Here is a 22862-nt window from a genome sequence, read left to right on the forward strand (position 1 = left end):
TATAATGTCGCGCTTCCATTTTTCCCGTCTGGGAGCGCCCGCCATGCTGCGAATCAGTCAAGAAGCCCTGACTTTCGACGACGTCCTTCTGATCCCCGGTTATTCCGAAGTCCTGCCCAAGGACGTGAGTTTGAAAACTCGCCTGACCCGCGGCATCGAACTGAACATCCCGCTGGTATCCGCCGCGATGGATACCGTGACCGAAGCCCGCCTGGCCATCGCCATGGCCCAGGAAGGCGGCATCGGCATCATCCACAAGAACATGGGCATCGAGCAGCAGGCCGCGGAAGTCCGCAAGGTCAAGAAGCACGAAACGGCCATCGTCCGCGACCCGGTCACCGTGACCCCCTCGACCAAGATCATCGAACTGCTGCAGATGGCCCGCGAGTACGGCTTCTCCGGTTTCCCGGTGGTGGAGCAGGGCGAGCTGGTCGGTATCGTCACCGGTCGCGACCTGCGGGTGAAGCCGAACGCCGGCGATACCGTCGCCGCGATCATGACCCCGAAGGACAAGCTGGTCACCGCCCGCGAAGGCACCCCGCTGGAAGAGATGAAGGCCAAGCTCTACGAGAACCGCATCGAGAAGATGCTGGTAGTCGACGAGAACTTCTACCTGCGTGGCCTGGTGACCTTCCGTGACATCGAGAAGGCCAAGACCTACCCGCTGGCGTCCAAGGACGAGCAGGGCCGCCTGCGCGTCGGTGCCGCCGTCGGCACCGGCGCCGATACCGGCGAGCGCGTCGCCGCGCTGGTCGCCGCCGGGGTCGACGTGGTGGTGGTGGACACCGCCCACGGCCACTCCAAGGGCGTGATCGAGCGCGTGCGCTGGGTCAAGCAGACCTTCCCGGACGTCCAGGTGATCGGCGGCAACATCGCCACCGCCGAGGCCGCCAAGGCCCTCGCCGAGGCTGGCGCCGACGCGGTCAAGGTCGGCATCGGCCCGGGCTCGATCTGCACCACCCGCATCGTCGCCGGTGTCGGCGTGCCGCAGATCTCCGCCATCGCCAACGTCGCCGCCGCTCTCGAAGGCTCCGGCGTACCGCTGATCGCCGACGGCGGCATCCGCTTCTCCGGCGACCTGGCCAAGGCCATGGTCGCCGGCGCCTACTGCGTGATGATGGGCTCGATGTTCGCCGGTACCGAGGAAGCGCCGGGCGAGATCGAGCTGTTCCAGGGCCGTTCCTACAAGTCCTACCGCGGCATGGGTTCGCTGGGCGCCATGTCCGGCTCCCAGGGCTCGTCCGACCGCTACTTCCAGGACGCCTCCGCCGGCGCCGAGAAGCTGGTGCCGGAAGGCATCGAGGGTCGCGTGCCGTACAAGGGTGCCCTGTCCGCCATCGTCCACCAGCTGATGGGCGGCCTGCGCGCCGCCATGGGCTACACCGGCAGCGCCGACATCCAGCAGATGCGCACGCAGCCGCAGTTCGTCCGGATCACCGGCGCGGGCATGGCCGAGTCCCATGTCCACGACGTCCAGATCACCAAGGAAGCCCCCAACTACCGGGTTGGTTGAGGCCGATTGAAATGAGTGCTGCACGGGGCTGTTCGATTCAGCCCCGTGTCGTTTTCGAATTCCGTAGCGAGAGATGGCCATGTCCCAAGACATTCACGCCCACCGTATCCTGATCCTCGATTTCGGCTCCCAGTACACCCAGCTGATCGCCCGCCGCGTGCGCGAGATCGGCGTGTATTGCGAAATCCATCCCTTCGACATGAGCAATGAGGCGATCATCGCCTTCGCGCCGCGCGGCATCATCCTCGCCGGCGGTCCCGAGTCGGTGCACGAAGCCGACAGCCCGCGCGCGCCGCAGGCGGTGTTCGACCTGAAGGTGCCGCTGTTCGGCATCTGCTACGGCATGCAGACCATGGCCGAGCAGATGGGCGGCAAGGTGCAGGGCTCCGACCTGCGCGAGTTCGGCTACGCCCGCGTCGACGTGGTCGGCAAGGCGCGCCTGCTGGACGGCATCGAGGACCACGTGGACGACGACGGCGTGCTCGGCCTCGACGTGTGGATGAGCCACGGCGACAAGGTCACCGAGATGCCGGCCGGCTTCCACATCCTGGCCAGCACCCCGAGCTGCCCGATCGCCGCCATGGCCGACGATGCCCGCGCCTACTACGGCGTGCAATTCCACCCGGAAGTCACCCACACCAAGCAGGGCCTGCGCATTCTCTCGCGCTTCGTCCTCGACATCTGCGGTTGCGCCGCGCTGTGGACCCCCTCGAACATCGTCGACGACGCCATCGCCACCGTGCGCGCCCAGGTCGGTTCCTCCAAGGTCCTGCTCGGCCTCTCCGGCGGCGTGGACTCCTCGGTGGTCGCCGCGCTGCTGCACAAGGCCATCGGCGACCAACTGACCTGCGTGTTCGTCGACAACGGCCTGCTGCGCCTGCACGAAGGCGACCAGGTGATGGCCATGTTCGCCGAGAACATGGGCGTGAAGGTGATCCGCGCCAACGCCGAGGACAAGTTCCTCGGCCGCCTGGCCGGCGTCGCCGACCCGGAAGAGAAGCGCAAGATCATCGGCCGCACCTTCATCGAAGTTTTCGACGAAGAAGCCACCAAGCTGCAGGACGTGAAGTTCCTCGCCCAGGGCACCATCTACCCCGACGTGATCGAGTCGGCCGGCGCCAAGACCGGCAAGGCCCACGTGATCAAGTCGCACCACAACGTCGGCGGCCTGCCGGAGGACATGCAGTTCGAACTGGTCGAGCCGCTGCGCGAACTGTTCAAGGACGAAGTGCGCAAGATCGGCCTGGAGCTGGGCCTGCCCTACGACATGGTCTACCGCCACCCGTTCCCCGGCCCGGGCCTGGGCGTGCGCATCCTCGGCGAGGTGAAGAAGGAGTACGCCGACCTGCTGCGCCAGGCCGACCACATCTTCATCGAGGAACTGCGCGCCTTCGACTGGTACCACAAGACCAGCCAGGCGTTCGTGGTGTTCCAGCCAGTGAAATCGGTCGGCGTGGTCGGCGACGGCCGTCGCTACGCCTGGGTCGTCGCCCTGCGCGCGGTGGAGACCATCGACTTCATGACCGCGCGCTGGGCGCACCTGCCCTATGAACTGCTGGAGAAGGTCTCGAACCGCATCATCAACGAGATCGCCGGTATCTCCCGGGTCACCTACGACGTGTCGAGCAAGCCACCGGCGACTATCGAGTGGGAATGATCGGCTCGCGCCGATGAGAGGAAAGGGCAGCTTCGGCTGCCCTTTTCGTTTGCTCCGGATCAGCAAAGAGGCAGTTGCACGGAGCGATGGCTCGCCTTCGCGGCTGGGAAATGAGAAAATCTATCATTTCCCAGCCGCAGTACCCGCGAAGGTGAAGGCTCCATGACATTTACCCGTAGACAAGTGCTCGGCGGCCTCGCCGGGCTGGCGGTGGTCGGCCTCGGCGCCGGCGGCGCGCGCCTCTGGCTGGCGCGTCCGCAGGTGGCGCAGGAGTACGACTACGAACTGATCGCCGCGCCGCTGGATCTGGAGATCGTCCCGGGCTTCAGCAGTCCGGCGCTGGCCTATGGCGGCCAGTGCCCCGGCGTGGAGTTGCGGGCGAAGCAGGGCGAGTGGCTGCGGGTGCGCTTCACCAACAGGCTGGACGAACCGACCACCATCCACTGGCACGGCATCCGCCTACCGATCGAGATGGACGGCGTACCGTACATTTCCCAGCCGCCGGTGCAGCCGGGCGAGAGCTTCATCTACCAGTTCAAGACCCAGGACGCCGGCAGCTACTGGTACCACCCGCACCTGATGAGCAGCGAGCAGCTCGGCCGCGGACTGGTCGGCCCGCTGATCATCGAGGAGCGCGAACCCACCGGGTTCCGCCACGAGAAGGTTCTCTGCCTGAAGACCTGGCACGTGGACGAGCAGGGCGCCTTCACCCCCTTCAGCGTGCCGCGCCAGGCCGCGCGAGAAGGCACCCGCGGGCGCTATTCGACGATCAACGGCAAGCATGTGCCGACCATCGACCTGCCGGCCGGGCAGATCGTCCGGGTGCGCCTGCTGAACGTCGACAACACCGTCACCTACCGTCTCAACCTGCCCAACGGCGAGGCGAGGATCTATGCCATCGATGGCCATCCGGTGGAACCGCGCGGATTCGAGGGGCAGTACTGGATCGGCCCCGGGATGCGCCTGGAGCTGGCGCTGAAGGTGCCGGAAGCGGGCACCGAGCTGTCCCTGCGCGACGGGCCGGTACGCCTGGCGACGATCCGCAGCGTGGCCAGCGCCGAGGCACCTGCCGGCGACTGGCCGAAGCCGTTGCCGGCGAATCCGGTGAGCGAACCGGACCTGGCCAATGCCGAGAAGATCGGTTTCCGTTTCGAGTGGGTCGGGGCGATGTCCGATACCAGCGGCAAGAATCCCTATCCGTCGTTCTGGCAGATCAACGGCAAGGCCTGGGAAGGCGGCGAGGAGCACAAGCACAACGCGCCGCCGCTGGCCAAGCTCAAGGAAGGCCAGAGCTACATCTTCGAGCTGCGCAACATGGCGCAGTACCAGCACCCGATCCACCTGCATGGGATGGCCTTCAAGGTGCTGGATTCGGATCGCCGGGAGATCATCCCGTACTTCACCGACACCTACCTGCTGGGCAAGAACGAGACCGCCCGCGTCGCGCTGGTGGCGGACAATCCGGGCCTGTGGATGTTCCACTGCCACGTCATCGACCATATGGAGACCGGCCTGATGGGGACCATCGCGGTCGGCGAGGCCTGGTGCGGGTGACTAAGCTGATCAGCAACGGCAAGGGCTACCCGACGGTAAAAGGCGTGCGTCCGATCATCGATCGCAGCCGGGACCCGCATTTCATGCGCGAGGCCCTGGCAGAGGCGGAAAAGGCCGCGGCCCTCGGCGAAGTGCCGGTGGGCGCGGTCCTGGTGCGCGAGGGCGAGATCATCGGGCGGGGCTTCAACCGGCCGATCAGCAGCCACGACCCCAGTGCCCACGCCGAAATGCTGGCGATCCGCATGGCAGCGGCGGAGGCGGGCAACTACCGGCTGCCAGGCAGCACCCTGTATGTGACCCTGGAACCCTGTAGCATGTGTTCCGGACTGCTGGTGCACGCACGCATCCAGCGCCTGGTGTACGGCACGGTCGAGCCCAAGTCGGGCGCAGTGGAAAGCCGTGGGCGATTCTTCGAGCAGGAGCATCTCAACCATAGGGTCATGGTCGAGGGCGGCGTGCTGGCGGAAGAATGCAGCCAGGCGCTCTCGGCGTTCTTCCGCGCGCGGCGCGAAGCGGCGAAGAAGCCTCGCGAAGACTGACGGATGTTTCTCTTTTCGAACGCTCCGGCTGAAACGTTAAAGCACGCCCTGGCGCCTTCCTCTCCTTCAAAAGCCATCTGCATCAATTATTTATCCGGATATTTCGGACGATCGGCATAGGCGTAAAGTCGTAGTCGCCGCGCGCTTCCTTCGTCGAATTGTGTGATATTTTGCACGGCCGCTTGAGCAAGCGGCCCGCAGGCAATGGCTTCAGGTGAGAGCGAGCCCGCCTGCGGATACCCCCGCCGGACCGCGCAGCCGAAAAGCGCGGCCGGTCCGGAGGCGTCCGCGATTCCCGGCCCTGCATTGTCCTCGAAGAAGGCCATCGGTACGGCGGTCCTGGCCGCCTCCCGCACAATGCCAATTCGAAATGCAGGGAGTTGTTGTCATGAGTGATACCCGGGTCCAGCAGTATCAGGATCACGCCGGGGCGGAAGCCGTCGATTCCTCGGGACTGGAGGTCAAGCGCCTGACGTTCCTCGAGGCGGTGGCGATGATCGTCGGAACCAACATCGGCGCAGGCGTGCTGTCCATGGCCTACGCCAGCCGCAAGGCCGGCTTCATGCCATTGCTGCTCTGGCTGGCGGTGGCCGGCCTGTTCACCACCATTTCCATGCTCTACGTCTCGGAAACCGCCCTGCGCACGCGCACCCACAACCAGTTGAGCGGCCTTGCCCAGCGCTATGTCGGCTCCTTCGGCGCCTGGGCGATCTTCCTGTCCGTGGCGGTCAACAGCATCGGCGCGCTGATCGCCTATATGAGCGGCAGCGGCAAGATCCTCAGCGCCTTCTTCGGCATCAGCCCGGCCCTGGGCAGCGTGCTGTTCTTCATTCCGGCCGCCGGCGTGCTGTACCTGGGACTGAGCGCCATCGGCAAGGGCGAGAAGTTCATCAGCATCGGCATGGTCAGCATGATCCTGATCCTGGTGGCGGCCACCCTGCTCAACGACAACACCGAGTTCGCTCGCCTGCTCGAAGGCGACTGGATCTACATGGTCCCGGTATTCAACATCGCGGTGTTCTGCTTCTCCGCCCAGTACATCGTCCCGGAGATGGCCCGTGGTTTCAGCCACGCTCCGGAGCGCCTGCCGAAGGCGGTGATCACCGGGATGCTGACCACCTTCGTCCTGCTCAGCATCGTGCCGCTCTCGGTGATCGCCCTGACCGGCCTGGAGAACCAGTCCGAAGTCGCCACCCTGGCCTGGGGCAAGGCGCTCGGCGAATGGGCCTTCTTCACCGCCAACACCTTCGCCCTGTGCGCCATGCTGACGTCCTACTGGGGCCTGGGCGGTAGCTTCCTGACCAACATCTTCGACAAGTTCCACAAGCTCGGTCCGGAGAACCGGCCGAAGACCCGCCTGCTGGTGCTGGCGATCGTCGCGCTGCCGCCGTTCGTCCTGGCCTACAGCGGGCTGGTCGGCTTCGTCAACGCGCTGTACTTCGCCGGGGCCTTCAGCGGGGTGATTCTCTCGATCATGCCGATCCTTATGCTGCGCTCGGCGCGCAGGAACGGCGACTTCGAGCCGGCCTGGAAATGCGGCTGGATCGCCCATCCGGCGATCCAGGCGGTGATCGTGACGATCTACCTGGCCAGCGCCGCCTACGCCATTTGCAGCGCCATGAACCTGCTGCCGGCCGGCTGGTAGGTCATCGCTGCCGGAAGAGGCCGCCATTGGGCGGCCTTTTTCATGGGATTTATTTTATCCGGATAATATTGTCGCTCTATTTATATCCGGGTATTATTCGGGCATTCCATCCATGGGAGCCTGTCATGGCCAATGATCCATACATCCGATCCTTCACCTGCTTCGATGGCACGCGCCGGCTGCTGACGGCGGCGCTGCCGGAGGTTGCGCTGGCCTTGAAGCAAGCGGTCGCCGGCGGTGCTGCCGGGCCGCTGCTGGTGTTCGACAATGCCACTGGGCGCTCCGTCGATCTCGATATCCGCGGTTCCAGCGAGGACCTGCTGGCGCGCCTGGTCGGCGCAGGCGAGCGGCAACCGGCGGAGGAGGCCGCGCCGCGCGGGCGCGGGCGGCCGAAGCTGGGCGTGGTGGCGCGCGAGGTGACCTTGTTGCCGCGCCACTGGGAATGGCTCGCCGCGCAGCCCGGGGGCGCCTCGGTGGCGCTGCGCAAGCTGGTCGAGGAGGCGCGCCGCAGCCAGTCCGGGCGTGCGCGGCAGGCGCAGGAGCGCGCCTACCATTTCATGAGTGCGATGGCCGGCGACCTGCCGGGCTTCGAGGAGGCGACGCGGGCGCTGTTCGCCGGGGATCGCGAGGGCTTCGCCGAGCGGATCGCCGGCTGGCCGACCGATGTGCGCGAGCACGCCGCCTGGCTGGCAAGCGACGGAGAATCCTGAGGGGAGGGGGCGGCTAGAGTTTCTCGTCGCCGCTGTCTTCTTCCGGGCGCGTCTTGTTCACGCCGGGCAGGTGCAACCCGCTCTCGGCGATCTGGCTGCCTTCCATCTGCGGCTGGGTCACCCAGGTGAGGATGTCGTAGTAGCGCCGCACGTTCTGTACGAAGTGCACGGTCTCGCCGCCGCGCGCATAGCCGTAGCGGGTCTTGGCGTACCACTGCTTCTGCGCCAGGCGCGGCAGCATCTTCTTCACGTCCAGCCACTTGTTCGGGTTGAGGCCTTCCTTCTCGGCCATCTTGCGCGCGTCTTCCAGGTGCGCGCCGCCGATGTTGTAGGCGGCCAGGGCGAACCAGCTGCGGTCCGGTTCCTTGATGCTCTCGGGCAGTTCGCTGCGGATCTGCACGAAATACTTGCTGCCGCCCTGGATGCTCTGCTTCGGGTCGAGCCGGTTGGACACCCCCATCGCCTGGGCGGTCCGGTTGGTCAGCATCATCAGGCCGCGCACGCCGGTCTTGGAGGTGGCGCCGGGCTGCCACAGCGATTCCTGGTAGCCGATGGCGGCGAGCAGGCGCCAGTCGGTATCCAGCTGCTTGCCGCTCTGCTTGAAGTGGCTTTCGTAGCGCGGCAGGCGTTGCTGCAGGTGCTGGGCGAAGGTGTAGGCGCCGACGTAGCCGAGTACGTCGACATGCCCGTAGTAACGGTCCTTCAGGCGTTGCAGCAGGCCTTCCTTCTTGGCCTGGTCGAGGAATGCGTTGACCTCGTTCATCAGGCTGTCGTCGTCGCCGCCCGGCAAGGCCCAGGCCAGCCCGCGGGCTTCGCCGAAGTCGAAGGCGACGCGAACGTTGGGGAAGTACACCTGGTTCATCGCCAGTTCGTTGGAGTCGACCAGGGTCAGGTCGATGTCGCCGACGTCGACCATGCGCAACAGGTCGACCACTTCGACAGCATCGGATTCTTCGTACTTCAGTTCGGGATACTGCTTCTTCAGCTCGGCGAGCTGCTCCGCGTGGCTGCTGCCCTTGAGCACCATGATGCGCTTGCCGACCAGGTCTTCCGGGCGGGTCGGGCGCTGCTGGCCGTTGCGGTAGATTATCTGCGGGGTGACGTCGAGGTAGGTGTGCGAGTAGCGCACGCTGGCGTCGTCTTCGCGTCCCGGGGTCAGGCCGGCCGCGGCGAGCGCCGGGCCGCCCTCGCGGGAAAGCTGGGCATAGAGGTCGTCGAGGTTGTCGGCGGTCTCGATCTTCAGCTCGACGCCGAGACGCTCGGCGAAGCGCTTGGCCAGTTCGTATTCGAAGCCGGTTTCGCCGTTGCGGTCCTGGAAGTAGGTGGCCGGGCTGTTGCGGGTGATCACGCGCAGTACGCCCTCCTTCTGCACGCGCTCCAGGGCGGTAGGGGCTTTCGCCTCGCTACAGCCCGCAAGCAGCAGAAAGATGCCGGTCGCCAACAGCCAGGCGGCGCAACGTAAGCGGTACGCGGTCAGGGCAAACATCGGCGCAGTATACGCAAAGGCGAGACGGCGCCATATCTCGACAGCCGGGACCTTCTCTGCTATCGCCGGGATACCGTTCGTCCGCCGTTTCGCTTGCCCCGTCGCAGAGCGCTGCGGCGCCGTTCTCGAAGTGCTTCGAAGCGGGCCGCCGCGGATCCGATGGAGGGCTATGCGATAGCCATCGGCGCGGGTGCCGCCGGACGGTGCTTTACGGTAGAATGCACGGCCTCTGCGGGCCGGCCCGGCCGGCCCCCACACCTTCCCGTCTCCAGAGGCTGTTCCGACAATGCTGATCCTGCGCGGCGCTCCCGCCCTTTCCGCTTTCCGCCACGGCAAACTGCTCGAGCAACTGACCCAGCACGTACCTGCCGTTACCGGGCTGTACGCTGAGTTCGCGCATTTCGCCGACGTCACCGGCGCGCTCACCGCCGACGAGGAGCAGGTGCTGGCGCGGCTGCTGAAATACGGCCCGAGCGTGCCGGTGCAGGAGCCCAGCGGCCGGCTGTTCCTGGTGGTGCCGCGCTTCGGCACCATCTCGCCGTGGTCGAGCAAGGCCTCCGACATCGCCCGCAACTGCGGCCTGGCGAAGATCGACCGGCTGGAGCGCGGCATTGCCTACTATGTGCAGGGCGAACTGTCCGAGAGCGATGCCCAGCAGGTCGCCGCCCGCCTGCATGACCGCATGACCCAACTGGTGCTGGACCGCCTGGAAGGCGCCGCCGAGCTGTTCAGCCATGCGCAGCCCCGCCCGCTCACCGCCGTCGACGTGCTTGGCGGCGGTCGCGCCGCGCTGGAGAAGGCCAACGTCGAGCTGGGCCTGGCCCTGGCCGAGGACGAGATCGACTACCTGCTGAAGAGCTTCGGCGAACTGGGGCGCAACCCGCACGACGTCGAGCTGATGATGTTCGCCCAGGCCAACTCCGAGCATTGCCGGCACAAGATCTTCAATGCCAGTTGGGACATCGACGGGCAGGCCCAGGACAAGAGCCTGTTCGGCATGATCAAGAACACCTACGAGATGAACCGTGAAGGCGTGCTGTCCGCATACAAGGACAACGCCGCGGTCATCGTCGGCCATGTCGCCGGGCGTTTCTTCCCCGATCCGCAGACCCGCGAATACGCCGCCAGCCGCGAGCCGGTGCAGATCCTGATGAAGGTGGAGACCCATAACCACCCGACCGCCATCGCGCCGTTCCCCGGTGCCTCCACCGGTTCCGGCGGCGAGATCCGCGACGAGGGCGCCACCGGCCGCGGCGCCAAGCCGAAGGCCGGCCTGACCGGCTTCACCGTGTCCAACCTGCAGATCCCCGGTTTCGAGCAGCCCTGGGAAGTGCCCTACGGCAAGCCCGAGCGCATCGTCACCGCGCTGGACATCATGGTCGAGGGCCCGCTGGGCGGCGCCGCGTTCAACAACGAGTTCGGCCGTCCGGCGCTGACCGGCTACTTCCGTACCTTCGAGCAGAAGATCGCTACCCCTCACGGCGAGGAAGTGCGCGGCTACCACAAGCCGATCATGCTCGCCGGCGGCATGGGCAACATTCGCGACGAACACGTGCAGAAGGGCGAGATCAGCGTCGGCGCCAAGCTCATCGTCCTTGGCGGCCCGGCCATGCTGATCGGCCTGGGCGGCGGCGCTGCCTCTTCGATGGCCACCGGCGCCAGCTCCGCCGACCTCGACTTCGCCTCGGTGCAGCGCGACAACCCGGAAATGGAGCGACGTTGCCAGGAAGTGATCGACCGCTGCTGGCAGCTCGGCGAGCGCAACCCGATCAGCTTCATCCATGACGTCGGTGCCGGCGGCCTGTCCAACGCCCTGCCGGAACTGATCAACGACGGCGGCCGCGGCGGTCGCTTCGAGCTGCGCGCAGTGCCCAACGACGAGCCGGGCATGAGCCCGCTGGAAATCTGGTGCAACGAGTCGCAGGAGCGCTACGTGCTGTCGGTGGACGCCGCCGACTTCGAGACCTTCAAGGCCATCTGCGAGCGCGAGCGCTGCCCGTTCGCGGTGGTCGGCGAGGCCATCGAGCAGCGCCAGCTGACCGTCGCCGACAGCCATTTCGACAACAAGCCGGTGGACATGCCGCTGGAAGTCCTGCTCGGCAAGGCGCCGCGCATGCACCGCGCGGTCACCCGCGAGGCCGAGCTGGGCGACGATTTCGACGCCGCCGGGCTGGAGCTGCAGGAAAGCGTCGAGCGCGTCCTGCGCCATCCCGCCGTGGCCAGCAAGAGCTTCCTGATCACCATCGGCGACCGCACCATCACCGGGCTGGTGGCCCGCGACCAGATGGTCGGGCCCTGGCAGGTGCCGGTGGCCGACTGCGCCGTCACCGCCACCAGCTTCGACGTCTACACCGGCGAGGCCATGGCGATGGGCGAACGTACCCCGCTGGCGCTGCTGGACGCCCCGGCTTCCGGACGCATGGCCATCGGCGAGACGGTCACCAACCTGGCTGCCGCGCGTATCGGCAAGCTGTCCGACATCAAGCTTTCCGCCAACTGGATGGCCGCCGCCGGCCACCCCGGCGAGGACGCGCGCCTGTATGACACGGTCAAGGCCGTGGGCATGGAACTGTGCCCGGAACTGGGCATCACCATCCCGGTGGGCAAGGACTCGATGTCCATGAAGACCCGCTGGCAGGACAATGGCGAGGACAAGAGCGTCACTTCTCCGGTCTCGCTGATCGTCACCGGCTTCGCTCCGGTCGCCGACGTGCGCCAGAGCCTGACCCCGCAACTGCGCCTGGACAAGGGCGAGACCGACCTGATCCTGATCGATCTCGGCCGCGGCAAGAACCGTCTCGGCGGCTCGATCCTGGCCCAGGTCCACGGCAAGCTCGGCCGCGCCGTGCCGGACGTCGACGACGCCGAGGACCTGAAAGCCTTCTTCGCGGTGATCCAGGGGCTCAATGCCGACGGCCATATCCTCGCCTACCACGACCGTTCCGACGGCGGCCTGATCACCAGCGTGCTGGAGATGGCCTTCGCCGGTCACTGCGGCGTCGAGCTGAACCTCGATGCCCTGGCCGATAGCCGCGAAGAGCTGGCGGCCGTGTTGTTCAGCGAGGAACTGGGCGCGGTGATCCAGGTTCGCGAGGGCGCCACTCCGGAAGTCCTCGCGCAGTTCAGCGCCGCCGGTCTCGACGACTGCGTGGCGGTGATCGGCCAGCCGGTCAACGGCTACGAGATCAACCTGAACTACAACGGCGAGACCGTCTACAGCGCCCAGCGCCGCATCCTGCAACGCATCTGGAGCGAGACCAGCTACCAGATCCAGCGTCTGCGCGACAACGCCGACTGCGCCGAACAGGAGTTCGACGCGCTGCTGGACGAAGACAACCCCGGGCTGTCGATCAAGCTCAGCTACGACGTCAACGACGACATCGCCGCGCCCTACATCAAGAAGGGCGTGCGGCCGAAAGTGGCGATCCTCCGCGAGCAGGGCGTCAACGGCCAGGTGGAGATGGCCGCGGCGTTCGACCGCGCCGGCTTCGCCGCGATCGACGTGCACATGAGCGACATCCTCGCCGGGCGGGTCGACCTGGACGCCTTCAAGGGCCTGGTGGCCTGCGGTGGCTTCTCCTACGGCGACGTGCTCGGCGCCGGCGAGGGCTGGGCCAAGTCGATCCTCTTCAACGCCCGCGCCCGCGACGGCTTCCAGGCCTTCTTCGCGCGCAAGGACAGCTTCGCCCTCGGCGTCTGCAACGGCTGCCAGATGATGTCCAACCTGCACGAGCTGATTCCCGGCACCGAGTTCTGGCCGCACTTCGTGCGCAACCGTTCCGAGCAGTTCGAGGCGCGGGTGGCGATGGTCCAGGTGCAGGAGTCGTCGTCGATCTTCCTGCAGGGCATGGCCGGTTCGCGCCTGCCGATCGCCATCGCCCATGGCGAAGGCCATGCGGAGTTCGAGTCGGAGGAAGCGTTGCTCGAGGCCGACCTTTCCGGCTGCGTGTCGCTGCGTTTCGTCGACAACCACGGCAAGGTCACCGAAGCCTACCCGGCCAACCCCAACGGGTCGCCGCGCGGCATCACCGGGCTGAGCAGCCGCGACGGTCGGGTCACCATCATGATGCCGCACCCCGAGCGGGTGTTCCGCGCCGTGCAGAATTCCTGGCGCCCGGACGACTGGCAGGAAGACGGCGGCTGGCTGCGCATGTTCCGCAACGCCCGGGTCTGGGTGGACTGATCAGGCATGGCGGGCGATGCGGACTCCAGCTCGTCGCCCGACCTTCTTCCCGAGGTTCGCCGGGTCTCTCCCGGCGACACCTTGCGGCTCTGTACCTGCGGGGCTTCGGCTTCGCTTCCCGATTGTCCCGCCGACTGCCGCAACGGCCTGACGCTCCACGCGACCCGCGAGCGCCTGTTGCTGTTGTGCCGCTGCGGGCGCTCCGCCGACCTGCCGTATTGCGACGGCAGCCATGCGCCTTCCGCCTTCGGGCTGAAGGCCAGGTGGCGGCGTTTCCGCGGCTGAACGTAAATCTGTGAACGCCCGCACGAAGGTGTTGTGACGAGCGAACAAATGTTGCGCTTATCTGTCGTAAAGGCAGCGTCAAATATTCATCATGTCAAGGCAAAGTGCCATTATTTGGCGTCGGCAGTCGCACAACCACCGACCGCCTCGTGCAGCATTCGATTCGTGCGGAGAAAACGATGTACAAGCTGTGTTTCTATGTGCCTGAGAGCCATCTGGATGTCGTCAAGCAAGCGGTGTTCGCCGCGGGTGGCGGGCGCATCGGGGCGTACGACAGTTGCTGCTGGCAGTCCCTTGGACAGGGCCAGTTCCGGCCCCTGGACGGTAGCCAACCCTACCTGGGCCAGGTCGGCCAGGTCGAGCACGTGGCGGAGTGGAAAGTGGAGCTGGTGGTGGCCGACGAGCTCATCCACGCCAGCGTCAAGGCGCTGAAGGCGGCGCATCCCTATGAGACCCCGGCCTACGAAGTCTGGCGCCTGACCGACATGGTCTTCTGAGTTTTCCTCGGACAAGCAGGAAGGGCGGCCAGTGGCCGCCTTTTTCGTTATCCGCCTCACGGGGAGAGCCCGACCCGGGGCTGTGGCGTGGCGCGAACAACCGTCTCGCGATTAACGAACCCGAGCGTGGGAGCTGTGGCGTAGGGCGGATAACCGCTTGGCGGTTATCCGCCGATTGGCCGAGGTTCAGCCCTCCTGCCGTCAGCGCCGCAGCAGCGGTTGCAGGGCCTGGCTCAAGGCCGCGGCGCGGGGGCCCACCAGGATATGGCAGATGCCGCCGGCGAGGGAGCTGACGCCCTGTCCGCCGAGACGACGCAGTTGCTCGGTGGCCAGCTTGCGTTCGTCCGCCACGCTGACCCGCAGGCGGGTCAGTGCGACGTCCCGTACCTCGCGCAGGTTGCCGGCGCCGCCGAGGGCGCCGAGCCAGGCCTGGGCTTCGGCGGCGTCGACGGTGGCCTGCATCGACACCACCTCTTCGGCTGTGTTCGGACTGCCCAGCGGCGGTACGGCTTCGCCCGGTTGCGTATCGAAGGGCAGGGCGCGGCGGATCTCGTCGGCGATGCTGTCGGCCTGTGGGCCGACCACCACCTGCAGGCTGCCGGCCTTGCCCGGACGTACCACGGCCATCGCACCGAGGGCCTTGAGCTGGGCGTCCGAGGCCTTGTCGCGGTCGACCAGGCGCAGACGCAGGCGCGTGGTGCAGGCGTCCACCACTTCGAGGTTGGCTGCGCCACCCAGGGCGCGGATGAATGCCGGGGCGCGCTCGGCTTCGGTGTTGTCGCCCGATTCACTGCTCGCGTCGTCTTCGCGGCCCGGGGTCTTCAGGTTGAAGCGGCGGATGCAGAAGTCGAACACCAGGTAATAGATGCCGGCATAGAGCAGGCCCAGCGGCCAGAGCATCCAGCCGTGGGTGGAACGGCCCCAGCCCAGGGCGAGGTCGATGGCGCCACCGGAGAAGGTGAAGCCGAGGCGGATGTCGAGCAGGTCGGTGAGGGCCATGGACAGGCCGGTGAGCAGCGCATGCAGCAGGTAGAGCAGCGGCGCGAGGAACATGAAGGCGAACTCCACCGGCTCGGTGACACCGGTGAGGAAGGCGGTCAAGGCCATCGACAGGAGCAGTCCGCCGATCAGCTTGCGCCGCTCCGGACGGGCGTTGCGGTACATCGCCAGGCAGGCGGCGGGCAGGCCGAACATCATCACCGGGAACATCCCGGCCATGAACTGGCCGCCCTTCGGGTCGCCGGCGAAATAGCGCGCCAGGTCGCCGGTGACGACGCGCCCGGTTTCCGGGTCGGTGAAGCTGCCGAAGACGAACCACACCAGGTTGTTGAGGATGTGGTGCAACCCGGTGACGATCAGCAGGCGGTTCAGCACGCCGAAGGCGAAGGCGCCGAAGCTGCCGCTTTCCAGCATGAGTTGGCCGAGGCCGTTGATACCCTGTTGCAGCGGTGGCCAGATCACCCCGAACAGCAGGCCCAGGCAGACCGCGCTGATCCCGGTGGCGATCGGCACGAAGCGGCGGCCGCCGAAAAACGCCAGGTATTCCGGCAGCTTCACGTCCTTGAAGCGGTTATACAGGGCGCCAGCCACCAGGCCGCTGATGATGCCGGAGAGCACGCCCATGTCGATGCCCGGATCGATCACCTTGAGTACCGAGATCATCACCAGGTAGCCGATGGCGCCGGCCAGGCCGGCGGTGCCGTTGTTGTCGCGAGCGAAACCGACGGCGATGCCGATGGCGAATATCAGCGCCAGGTTGGCGAAGATCGCCTTGCCGGCGTCGTGGACCAGCGGAATGTCGAGCAGGTCGACGTCGCCCAGGCGCAGCAGCAGGCCGGCGATCGGCAGGATCGCGATCGGCAGCATCAGGGCGCGGCCCAGGCGTTGCAGGCTTTCGATCAGGAACGGGGGCATGGCGGTGGTCTCCGATTGTTCTTGTCAGGCCAGCGGCCAGTGTTGCAGGCAGGCGTCGCGCACCGCCCGGGCGCTGCCCAGGTCCAGCAGCGCCTGGGCGTGGCGGCGGCATTCGGCGGCGTCGAGCTGGCGCACCCGGGTCTTGATCTCGCCGACCAGGTTCGGGCCGACGGACAATTCCTCGACCCCGAGGCCGACCAGTACCGGTGTCGCCAGCGGGTCCGAGGCCAGCGCACCGCAGACGCCGACCCAGCGGCCGTGGCGGGCTGCTCCGGCGCAGGTCTGGGCGATCAGCCGCAGCAAGGCCGGGTGCAGGGCGTCGATGCGGTCGGCCAGGCCGGCGTGGCAACGGTCCATGGCCAGGGCGTACTGCGACAGGTCGTTGGTGCCGATGGAGAGGAAGTCGGCGTGTTCGGCCAGTTGATCGGCGAGCAGGGCGGCGGAAGGCACCTCGATCATCACCCCGAGTTCGGGCAGGCGCTCGATCCCCAACTGCGTGGCCAGCTCGCCGAGGCGGCCACGGATGGCGCGCAGTTCATCGACCTCGCTGACCATCGGCAGCAGTATCCGGCAGCGTTCCAGTGGTTCGACCCTGAGCAGCGCGCGCAACTGCTGGTCGAGCAGCTCCGGGCGCGCCTGGCCGAGGCGGATGCCGCGCAGGCCCAGTGCTGGGTTTTCTTCCACCGGCAGCGGCAGGTAGTCGAGGTGCTTGTCGCCGCCGACATCGATGGTGCGGATGATCACCTTGCGCTGGCCCATGGCGTCCAGGACCTCCTGGTAGGCGTTGCGCTGCTCCTCTTCGTCGGGCGCGGCGCGGCGCTCGAGAAAGAGAAACTCGGTGCGTAGCAGGCCGACCCCGTCGGCACCGTTGGCGAAGGCTTCGGCGGCCTCGCGCGGCGAGGCGACGTTGGCGCCGATCTCGATGCGCCGGCCGTCGCGGGTGAGCGCCTCGCGCTGCGCATCGGCCTGCTGGCGGCGGCGTTGTTCCTCGCGCTGCGCCACTTGCAAGGCGACCTGCTCCAGGCGTCGAGCGTCGGGGCTGAGTTCCAGCCGGCCCTGGCCGGCGTCCAGCACCACCTGCCGGCCTTCCTCCAGCTCCAGCAGCCCGGCGCCGAGCGCCACCAGGCACGGCAGGCCCTTGCTGCGGGCGAGGATGGCCACGTGGGAGGTGGCGCCGCCTTCGGCCATGCACAGGCCAGCCGCGCCGGCATCCACCAGCGGCGCGAGGTCGGAGGGGGTGATCTCCCGGGCGGCGACGATGGCGCCAGCAGGCACCCGCAACGGCGCGGTGTCGCCGAGCAGCACCCGCAATACGCGTTTTTCCAGGTCGCGTAGGTCGTTGGCGCGCTCGGCCAGCAGCAGGTTGCCCAGCGCCTGGAGAATCTCGCACTGGGCCTGGATCGCCCGGTGCCAGGCGTGGGCGGCGCCGACGCCCTGGTCGATCAGCATGTCGGCGGCGTCCAGCAGACCCGGGTCTTCCAGCAGCGCGAGATGCGCGGAAAAGATCGCCGCTTCGTTCTCGTCGCCGCCGAGCCTGGCCTGCTGCAGGCTCCCCTGTACGTCGTCGCGCACCCGTTGCAGGGCCTGGTCCAGGGCGAGGTGCTGTTCCTCGGGACGATGCCGGCCGTCATCCGCCGGCAGGCTGATGGCGCCGAGCCGCGCCAGGGGACCGCTGGCCAGGCCGGGCGAAGCGCAGACGCCGGCCAGGGTACCGGCGACAGCCGCAGGTCGCGCCGCCTCGCCCGGGGCGATGGCGCGCGGGGCATCCTTCGGAGCCCCCGCGGTGGCGCTGGCGAGGGCCGCGAGCAGGGCGCCGAGGGCCGCCTCGCTGTCTTCGCCGCGACAGATCACCTCTACCTCGTCCTGTTCGGCGACCCCCAGGCCCATGATGCCGACCAGGCTGTCGACGCTGGCCACCTGCCCGGCGAAGTGCAGTTCGGCCTGGCTGGAAAAGCCCTGCGCGGTCTTGCGTAGCAGCGCTGCCGGGCGTGCGTGCAGACCGCCATGATGGGCGACCCGCGCCCGCCCGCGAACCTGGCGCTGCGCGGAGCCTTCGCCAGGCGCGGGATTGGCTGGACGTTGCTCGGCCTTCTCCGGACTCAGTTGCAGGAGCGGCGCGCCGACCTCCACCGGGTTGGTGGTCAGCGGGCGTACCTGGAAGCCGTCGCCGTTGGTCAGGATCATCACCGTGATCAGACTGCGGCTGCCGCGGGCGACGCGGTCCAGGTCGAAGCGCAGCAGCGGCTGGCCCTCGATCACCCGCGCACCTTCCTCGACCAGCGCCTCGAAGCCTTCGCCTTGCAGCTGTACGGTGTCGAGGCCGACGTGCAGCAGCAGCTCGGCACCGTTGTCGGCACGCAGGCTGAGCGCGTGGCGGGTTCGCGCCAGGTGGCTGACCAGCCCGGCGCAGGGCGCGTGCAGGCAGTCGTTGAGCGGGTCGATGGCGATGCCTTCGCCCAGGGTGCCGCTGGAAAACACCGGGTCGGGTACTCGGTTGAGCGGCATCACGGGACCGCTCAGGGGCGCTTTGAGGGCGAGATTCTTGTTGTTCATGGGCGCGCGCTCAGGCTCAGTGGGTTCGGGTGACTTTGCTCAGGTGCCGTGGCTGGTCCGGGTCCATGCCGCGGGCTTCGGCTAGGCCGGCGGCCATGACGTAGAAACTCTGGATCGCCAGGATCGGATCGAGGGCCGGATGCGCGGCGCGCTGCAGCGGCAGGTCGCGTTCGGCGATGTCGTCCGGGGCGGCGAGCAATACCTGCGCACCGCGCTGGCGCATATCCTCGGCGAGCGCCAGCAGGCCTTCCTGCTCCGGGCCGCGGGGAGCGAACACCAGCAGCGGATAGCGCTCCTCGACCAGCGCCATCGGTCCATGGCGGACCTCGGCGCTGCTGAAGGCCTCGGCCTGGATCGCCGAGGTTTCCTTGAATTTCAGCGCGGCCTCCTGGGCGATGGCGTAGCCGGCGCCGCGACCGATCACCATCAGCCGCTGGCAGTCGCGCAGGGCCTCGATGGCCGGCGACCAGTCGAGCCTGGCGGCCTGCTCCAGCCCGGCCGCCAGGCCCTGGCCTGCGGCCAGCAGGGCATTGTCGCGCTGCCAGTGGGCGAGCAGGCGGGCGCTGGCGCTGAGCGTGGCGATGAAGCTCTTGGTCGCTGCGACGCTGCGCTCGCTGCCGGCGCAGAGCGGCACGACGAATTCGCTGGCGGCTTCCAGCGGCGAATCCTCGGCATTCACCAGGGCGATGCTCAGGGCGCCGCGTTCGCGCAGGATGCGCAGGCTGTCCACGAGATCGGGGCTCTGCCCGGACTGCGAGAAAGCGAAGACGGCCTGCCCGGCGACACGCAGCGGCGAGCGGTTCAGGGTCACCACCGACATGGGCAGCGAGGCCACCGGCAAGCCGGCGTGCTGCATGGCCAGGTAGGCGAAGTAGCTGGCGGCATGGTCGGAGCTGCCGCGCGCGACGGTCAGCGCCAGGTTCGGATCGACCTCCCGCAGGCGCTGGCCAAGCGCCGGCAGGCAGGCGTCGAGCACGGCCAGTTGACGGCTCGCCACCGCGGCGGCGGAGAGCGCTTCCTCGAGCATCAGCGAAGTCATTCGAGTTCTCCTTCCACCATCACGGCATCGAGTTCCAGGGCGCGATCCAGGCGCACCACATCGGCCCAGGCTGCGGGCGCCAGGCGGCCGCGCTCGGCGAGGCCGAGGTAATCGGCGGGGAATTGCGAAAGGCGTTGCGAGGCTTCGGCCAGGGGCAGGCCGATCTTCACCAGGTTGCGCAGCGCCTGGTCCATGGTCAGGGTGCTGCCGGCCAGGGTGCCGTCGGGCAGGCGCACGCCGCCCAGGCACTTGGTCACCGTGTGGCTGCCGAGCTTGTACTGGCCGTCGGGCATGCCGGCGGCGGCGGTGGAGTCGGTCACGCAGTACAGGCACGGGATCGAACGCAGGGCCACCCTGATGGCGCCGGGATGGACATGCAGCAGGTCGGGGATCAGCTCGGCGTAGCGTGCGTGGGCCAGGGCCGCGCCGACGATACCCGGTTCGCGGTGGTGCAGGCCGGTCATCGCGTTGTAGAGGTGGGTGAAGCTGCTGGCGCCGGCTTCCAGTGCGGCCACGCCATCCTCGTAGCTGCCCAGGGTATGGCCGATCTGCAGGCGTACGCCGCGCTCGGCGAGGGCGCGGATCAGCGGCCGGTGTCCGGCGATCTCGGGGGCGATGGTGATCACCCGGATCGGCGCGCGGCGCAGGTAGTCCTCGACTTCCTCGAGCGCCGCGGCATGGGCGAAGTTGGGCTGCGCGCCGAGCTTGCCGAAGTTGATGTAGGGGCCTTCCAGGTGCACGCCGAGTATCCGTGAACCGCCCTCCAGCGAGCGGCGGCAGTAATCGCCGAGCTGGCTGAGGATGTCGGCGATCTCCTCGCGCGGTGCGGTCATGGTGGTGGCCAGCAGCGAGGTCGTGCCGAAGCGCCGGTGGGTGCGGGCGATGGTGGCGAAGGCGTCGCCGCCTTCCATGATGTCGCGGCCGCCGCCGCCGTGCACATGCAGGTCGATGAAGCCTGGCAGCAGGTACGGATCGGCGTTGCCGGCCGGATCGCAGGGCTCGCCTTCGATCCGCTGGATACGCCCGTCCTGGATGTGCAGGCGGCCGAGGATCCAGCCTTGCGGGGTGAGGATGTTGCCTTCGAGCATGGCGGCTCCGTGTCGGTCAGCGTCGCAGTTCGGCGACGAAGTCGTAGTAGTCGTTGCGGCAGTAGGTGTCGGTCAGCTCGATCGGGGTGTTGTCCTCGAGGTAGCCGATCCGGGTCATCAGCAGCATCGCGGTGCCCGGCGCGATGCCGACCAACGCGGCATCGGACGCGGACGCGTTGATCGCGCGCACGTGCTGGAGGGCGCGGACCACCGGGCGACCGATGCCGTCCAGGTATTCGTAGAGGGAATCGCCGACCGCTGTCGGATCCGGCAGCAGGCGTGCCGGCAGGGTGCTGTTCTCGATCGCCATCACCGTGCCGTCGGCCTTGCGCAGGCGCTTCATGCGCGCGACCTTCTCGGTCGGCGAGAGGCCGAGGCGGATCAGTTCGTCGTGGGTGGGCAGGGCGATGCCGCGCTCCAGCCATGTGGAGCCGGGGGTGAAGCCTTTCAGGCGGAGCATCTCGCTGAAGCTGGAGAGACGCGACAGCGGTTGTTCGAGACGCGGCGTAATGAAGGTGCCGGAGCCCTGGTTGCGGCGGATCAGCCCCTGCTCGAAGAGTACTTCGAGGGCCTTGCGCGCGGTGACGCGGGAAATGTTCAGGGTTTCGCTGAGGTTGCGTTCGGAGGGCAGCGCTTCCTCCGCTTTCCACTGGCCGGCATGGATCGCGCTCTCGAGATTGCGCGCCAGCTGCAGATAGAGGGGGGTGGGTTGCGCCTCGTCGGGACGCAGGGCCAGGAGCAGGTCGTGGGCTGTCTTCATGAGAGGTTCCGATGCGGATTGTGTTGTTGTCGCCCGGTAATGCTGGGAAAATTAATACCACTTGAATACCACGTCAATGCCAGTTGTGCGTCGCGCACGCGTCAGCCAGCCGTCCCGTCGATTGACTCGGCCTGAGTAAGGGGTGCAAGGGTTTGACGGATAAAAGAAAACGCCGCCGGAAAATCTCGCGGCGGCGTTCCTGGTGTGGCTGACGGCTGACGAGTGGTATCAGCCTGGTTCTGTCAGGGGCGGATCTCGATCAGCGTGCCGTCTTTCACCACGCTCCAGACTTCGCGCATGTCGGTGTTGTTCATGGCGATACAGCCATTGGTCCAGTCCAGGGTGGAGAAGTACCACTCCGGGTATTCGTCATCCAGCGGGGTGCCGTGGATCATGATCATGCCACCGGCCGGCAGGCCCTTTTCCCGGGCCTTGGCCACGTCGCGGGCGTTGGGGTAGGAAATGTGCATGGAGAGGTTGTAGTTGTTGCTGGTCTTGCGCCAGTCGATCCAGTAGAAGCCTTCCGGGGTGCGGTTGTCGCCTTCGGCCAGCTTCGGGCCGGTCGGGCGCTTGCCCAGCGAGACACGGTAGCTTTTCAGGACGTTGCCTTTGTTGAGGAGCAGCAGTTTTCGCTCGGACTTGAGCACCAGGACCTTGTCCACCTTGCCTTCCAGGCTCGGCGCGGCATTGGCCTGGGTCAGACTGGCGAAGGTCAAGCACAGCAAAGCAAGCAACCAGCGCATGGAAGTGAAATCCCCGATATTCCCTTGAGCCGCAACGGCGGCGGTGTTCGAGTGTTTGGCGTTCAGTCTTTCTTATAGGAAGCCAGCATAGGTGCAATGGCTTCGTTGCGCACCGGGAAGCAGCCTTCGCGGCGGTCGCTGAAGTAGCATTCTAAGGTACGGCCGATGGTCGGAAAAGCCAGCTCCGACCAGGGAATCTTCGCTTCGTCGAAAAGCCGCACCTCCAGGCTTTCATCGCCGGCGGAGAAATCCAGGTCGAGCAGCTCGGCGCGGAAGAACAGGTAGACCTGGCTGATGTGCGGCAGGTCGAAAAGGGTATAGAGCTGCAGGTCGCCGATCCGCGCGTTGGCTTCTTCCTCTGTCTCGCGGGCCGCCGCCTGGGCGAGGGTCTCGCCGTTCTCCATGAAGCCGGCCGGCAGCGTCCAGTAGCCCAGGCGCGGCGCAATGGCGCGACGGCAGAGCAGGACCTGGCCGTCCCACACCGGCAGGCTGCCGGCGACGATACGCGGGTTCTGGTAGTGCACGGTGTGGCAGGCGTCGCAGACGTAGCGCAGGCGGTTGTCGCCGTCCGGGATGCGCTGGACCACCGTGGCGCCGCACAGGCTGCAGAATTTCATGCCAGGTTCTTCTTCGGGGAAAGGCCTATCTTGCTCGGCTGGCCGGGAGGCGACAAGGCCCCGTGCGGGAGGGGTGGGC

The 22862-nt window shown here is 67.3% G+C and carries 18 protein-coding genes; 9 read left to right on the top strand and 9 right to left on the bottom strand.

Features of this window, described 5'->3' with window-relative positions; genetic code table 11:
* Positions 1-43 precede the first annotated feature (43 nt).
* From guaB to tadA, 4 genes are all read left to right on the top strand, one after another.
* Entirely contained in the window at positions 44-1513 is a 1470-nt protein-coding gene (gene guaB / locus HMPREF2914_RS08200) for an IMP dehydrogenase (protein ID WP_023092547.1), read from the top strand.
* 79 nt (positions 1514-1592) lie between these two features.
* Positions 1593-3170, top strand: a complete 1578-nt coding sequence (gene guaA, locus HMPREF2914_RS08205) for a glutamine-hydrolyzing GMP synthase (protein WP_003105901.1) — start codon at positions 1593-1595, stop codon at positions 3168-3170.
* Between the two features lie 162 nt (positions 3171-3332).
* A complete protein-coding gene (locus HMPREF2914_RS08210; RefSeq protein WP_003137910.1) occupies positions 3333-4724 on the top strand; it encodes a multicopper oxidase family protein in 1392 nt (463 codons plus the stop codon).
* Positions 4715-5263, top strand: a complete 549-nt coding sequence (tadA, locus tag HMPREF2914_RS08215) for a tRNA adenosine(34) deaminase TadA (RefSeq protein WP_003092697.1) — start codon at positions 4715-4717, stop codon at positions 5261-5263. Before HMPREF2914_RS08210 ends, tadA begins: the two co-directional genes overlap by 10 nt.
* A gap of 86 nt (positions 5264-5349) precedes the next feature.
* On the opposite strand, the gene HMPREF2914_RS31350 is transcribed toward tadA, so the two are convergent.
* Positions 5350-5589, bottom strand: coding sequence for a hypothetical protein (locus tag HMPREF2914_RS31350; protein ID WP_152959661.1), 240 nt, complete (start codon positions 5587-5589; stop codon positions 5350-5352).
* A gap of 62 nt (positions 5590-5651) precedes the next feature.
* On the opposite strand from HMPREF2914_RS31350, the gene HMPREF2914_RS08220 reads away from it, so the two are divergent.
* A complete protein-coding gene (locus HMPREF2914_RS08220) occupies positions 5652-6908 on the top strand; it encodes an aromatic amino acid transport family protein (protein WP_003092694.1) in 1257 nt (418 codons plus the stop codon).
* 125 nt (positions 6909-7033) lie between these two features.
* Positions 7034-7618 carry a DUF2239 family protein gene (locus HMPREF2914_RS08225; protein ID WP_023092548.1) on the top strand — a complete coding sequence of 195 codons (585 nt, stop codon included), beginning with the start codon at positions 7034-7036 and terminating at the stop codon, positions 7616-7618.
* A gap of 13 nt (positions 7619-7631) precedes the next feature.
* On the opposite strand, the gene mltF is transcribed toward HMPREF2914_RS08225, so the two are convergent.
* Positions 7632-9104 carry a membrane-bound lytic murein transglycosylase MltF gene (gene mltF, locus HMPREF2914_RS08230; RefSeq protein ID WP_003104806.1) on the bottom strand — a complete coding sequence of 491 codons (1473 nt, stop codon included), beginning with the start codon at positions 9102-9104 and terminating at the stop codon, positions 7632-7634.
* 286 nt (positions 9105-9390) lie between these two features.
* Here mltF and purL point away from each other — a divergent pair, with 286 nt between their 5' ends.
* From purL to HMPREF2914_RS08245, 3 genes are all read left to right on the top strand, one after another.
* Positions 9391-13287, top strand: a complete 3897-nt coding sequence (gene purL / locus HMPREF2914_RS08235) for a phosphoribosylformylglycinamidine synthase (protein WP_003137917.1) — start codon at positions 9391-9393, stop codon at positions 13285-13287.
* A gap of 6 nt (positions 13288-13293) precedes the next feature.
* Positions 13294-13572: a CDGSH iron-sulfur domain-containing protein gene (locus HMPREF2914_RS08240; RefSeq protein ID WP_003092681.1), complete on the top strand. Its 279-nt coding sequence runs from the start codon at positions 13294-13296 to the stop codon at positions 13570-13572.
* Positions 13573-13751: 179 nt separating this feature from the next.
* Positions 13752-14069 carry a YqfO family protein gene (locus HMPREF2914_RS08245; protein ID WP_003092679.1) on the top strand — a complete coding sequence of 106 codons (318 nt, stop codon included), beginning with the start codon at positions 13752-13754 and terminating at the stop codon, positions 14067-14069.
* A 201-nt stretch (positions 14070-14270) separates the two neighbouring features.
* On the opposite strand, the gene nagE is transcribed toward HMPREF2914_RS08245, so the two are convergent.
* From nagE to HMPREF2914_RS08280, 7 genes are all read right to left on the bottom strand, one after another.
* Entirely contained in the window at positions 14271-15983 is a 1713-nt protein-coding gene (gene nagE, locus HMPREF2914_RS08250; RefSeq protein ID WP_003112082.1) for an N-acetylglucosamine-specific PTS transporter subunit IIBC, read from the bottom strand.
* 24 nt (positions 15984-16007) lie between these two features.
* Positions 16008-18536: a phosphoenolpyruvate--protein phosphotransferase gene (gene ptsP / locus HMPREF2914_RS08255; RefSeq protein WP_023092549.1), complete on the bottom strand. Its 2529-nt coding sequence runs from the start codon at positions 18534-18536 to the stop codon at positions 16008-16010.
* A gap of 16 nt (positions 18537-18552) precedes the next feature.
* Entirely contained in the window at positions 18553-19575 is a 1023-nt protein-coding gene (locus HMPREF2914_RS08260; protein ID WP_023092550.1) for an SIS domain-containing protein, read from the bottom strand.
* Positions 19572-20663 carry an N-acetylglucosamine-6-phosphate deacetylase gene (gene nagA / locus HMPREF2914_RS08265; protein WP_070702814.1) on the bottom strand — a complete coding sequence of 364 codons (1092 nt, stop codon included), beginning with the start codon at positions 20661-20663 and terminating at the stop codon, positions 19572-19574. Before nagA ends, HMPREF2914_RS08260 begins: the two co-directional genes overlap by 4 nt.
* Positions 20664-20679: 16 nt before the next feature.
* The gene (locus HMPREF2914_RS08270) at positions 20680-21423 is read right to left on the bottom strand and encodes a GntR family transcriptional regulator (RefSeq protein WP_003092669.1); all 744 of its coding nucleotides are present in this window, start codon (positions 21421-21423) and stop codon (positions 20680-20682) included.
* A gap of 242 nt (positions 21424-21665) precedes the next feature.
* A complete protein-coding gene (locus tag HMPREF2914_RS08275; protein WP_003092667.1) occupies positions 21666-22166 on the bottom strand; it encodes a L,D-transpeptidase family protein in 501 nt (166 codons plus the stop codon).
* Between the two features lie 62 nt (positions 22167-22228).
* Positions 22229-22783, bottom strand: a complete 555-nt coding sequence (locus tag HMPREF2914_RS08280; protein WP_003104820.1) for an NUDIX hydrolase — start codon at positions 22781-22783, stop codon at positions 22229-22231.
* Positions 22784-22862 lie beyond the last annotated feature (79 nt).

It is taken from the genome of Pseudomonas sp. HMSC067G02, from assembly GCF_001813485.1.
GTDB classification, from domain to species: domain Bacteria; phylum Pseudomonadota; class Gammaproteobacteria; order Pseudomonadales; family Pseudomonadaceae; genus Pseudomonas; species Pseudomonas aeruginosa.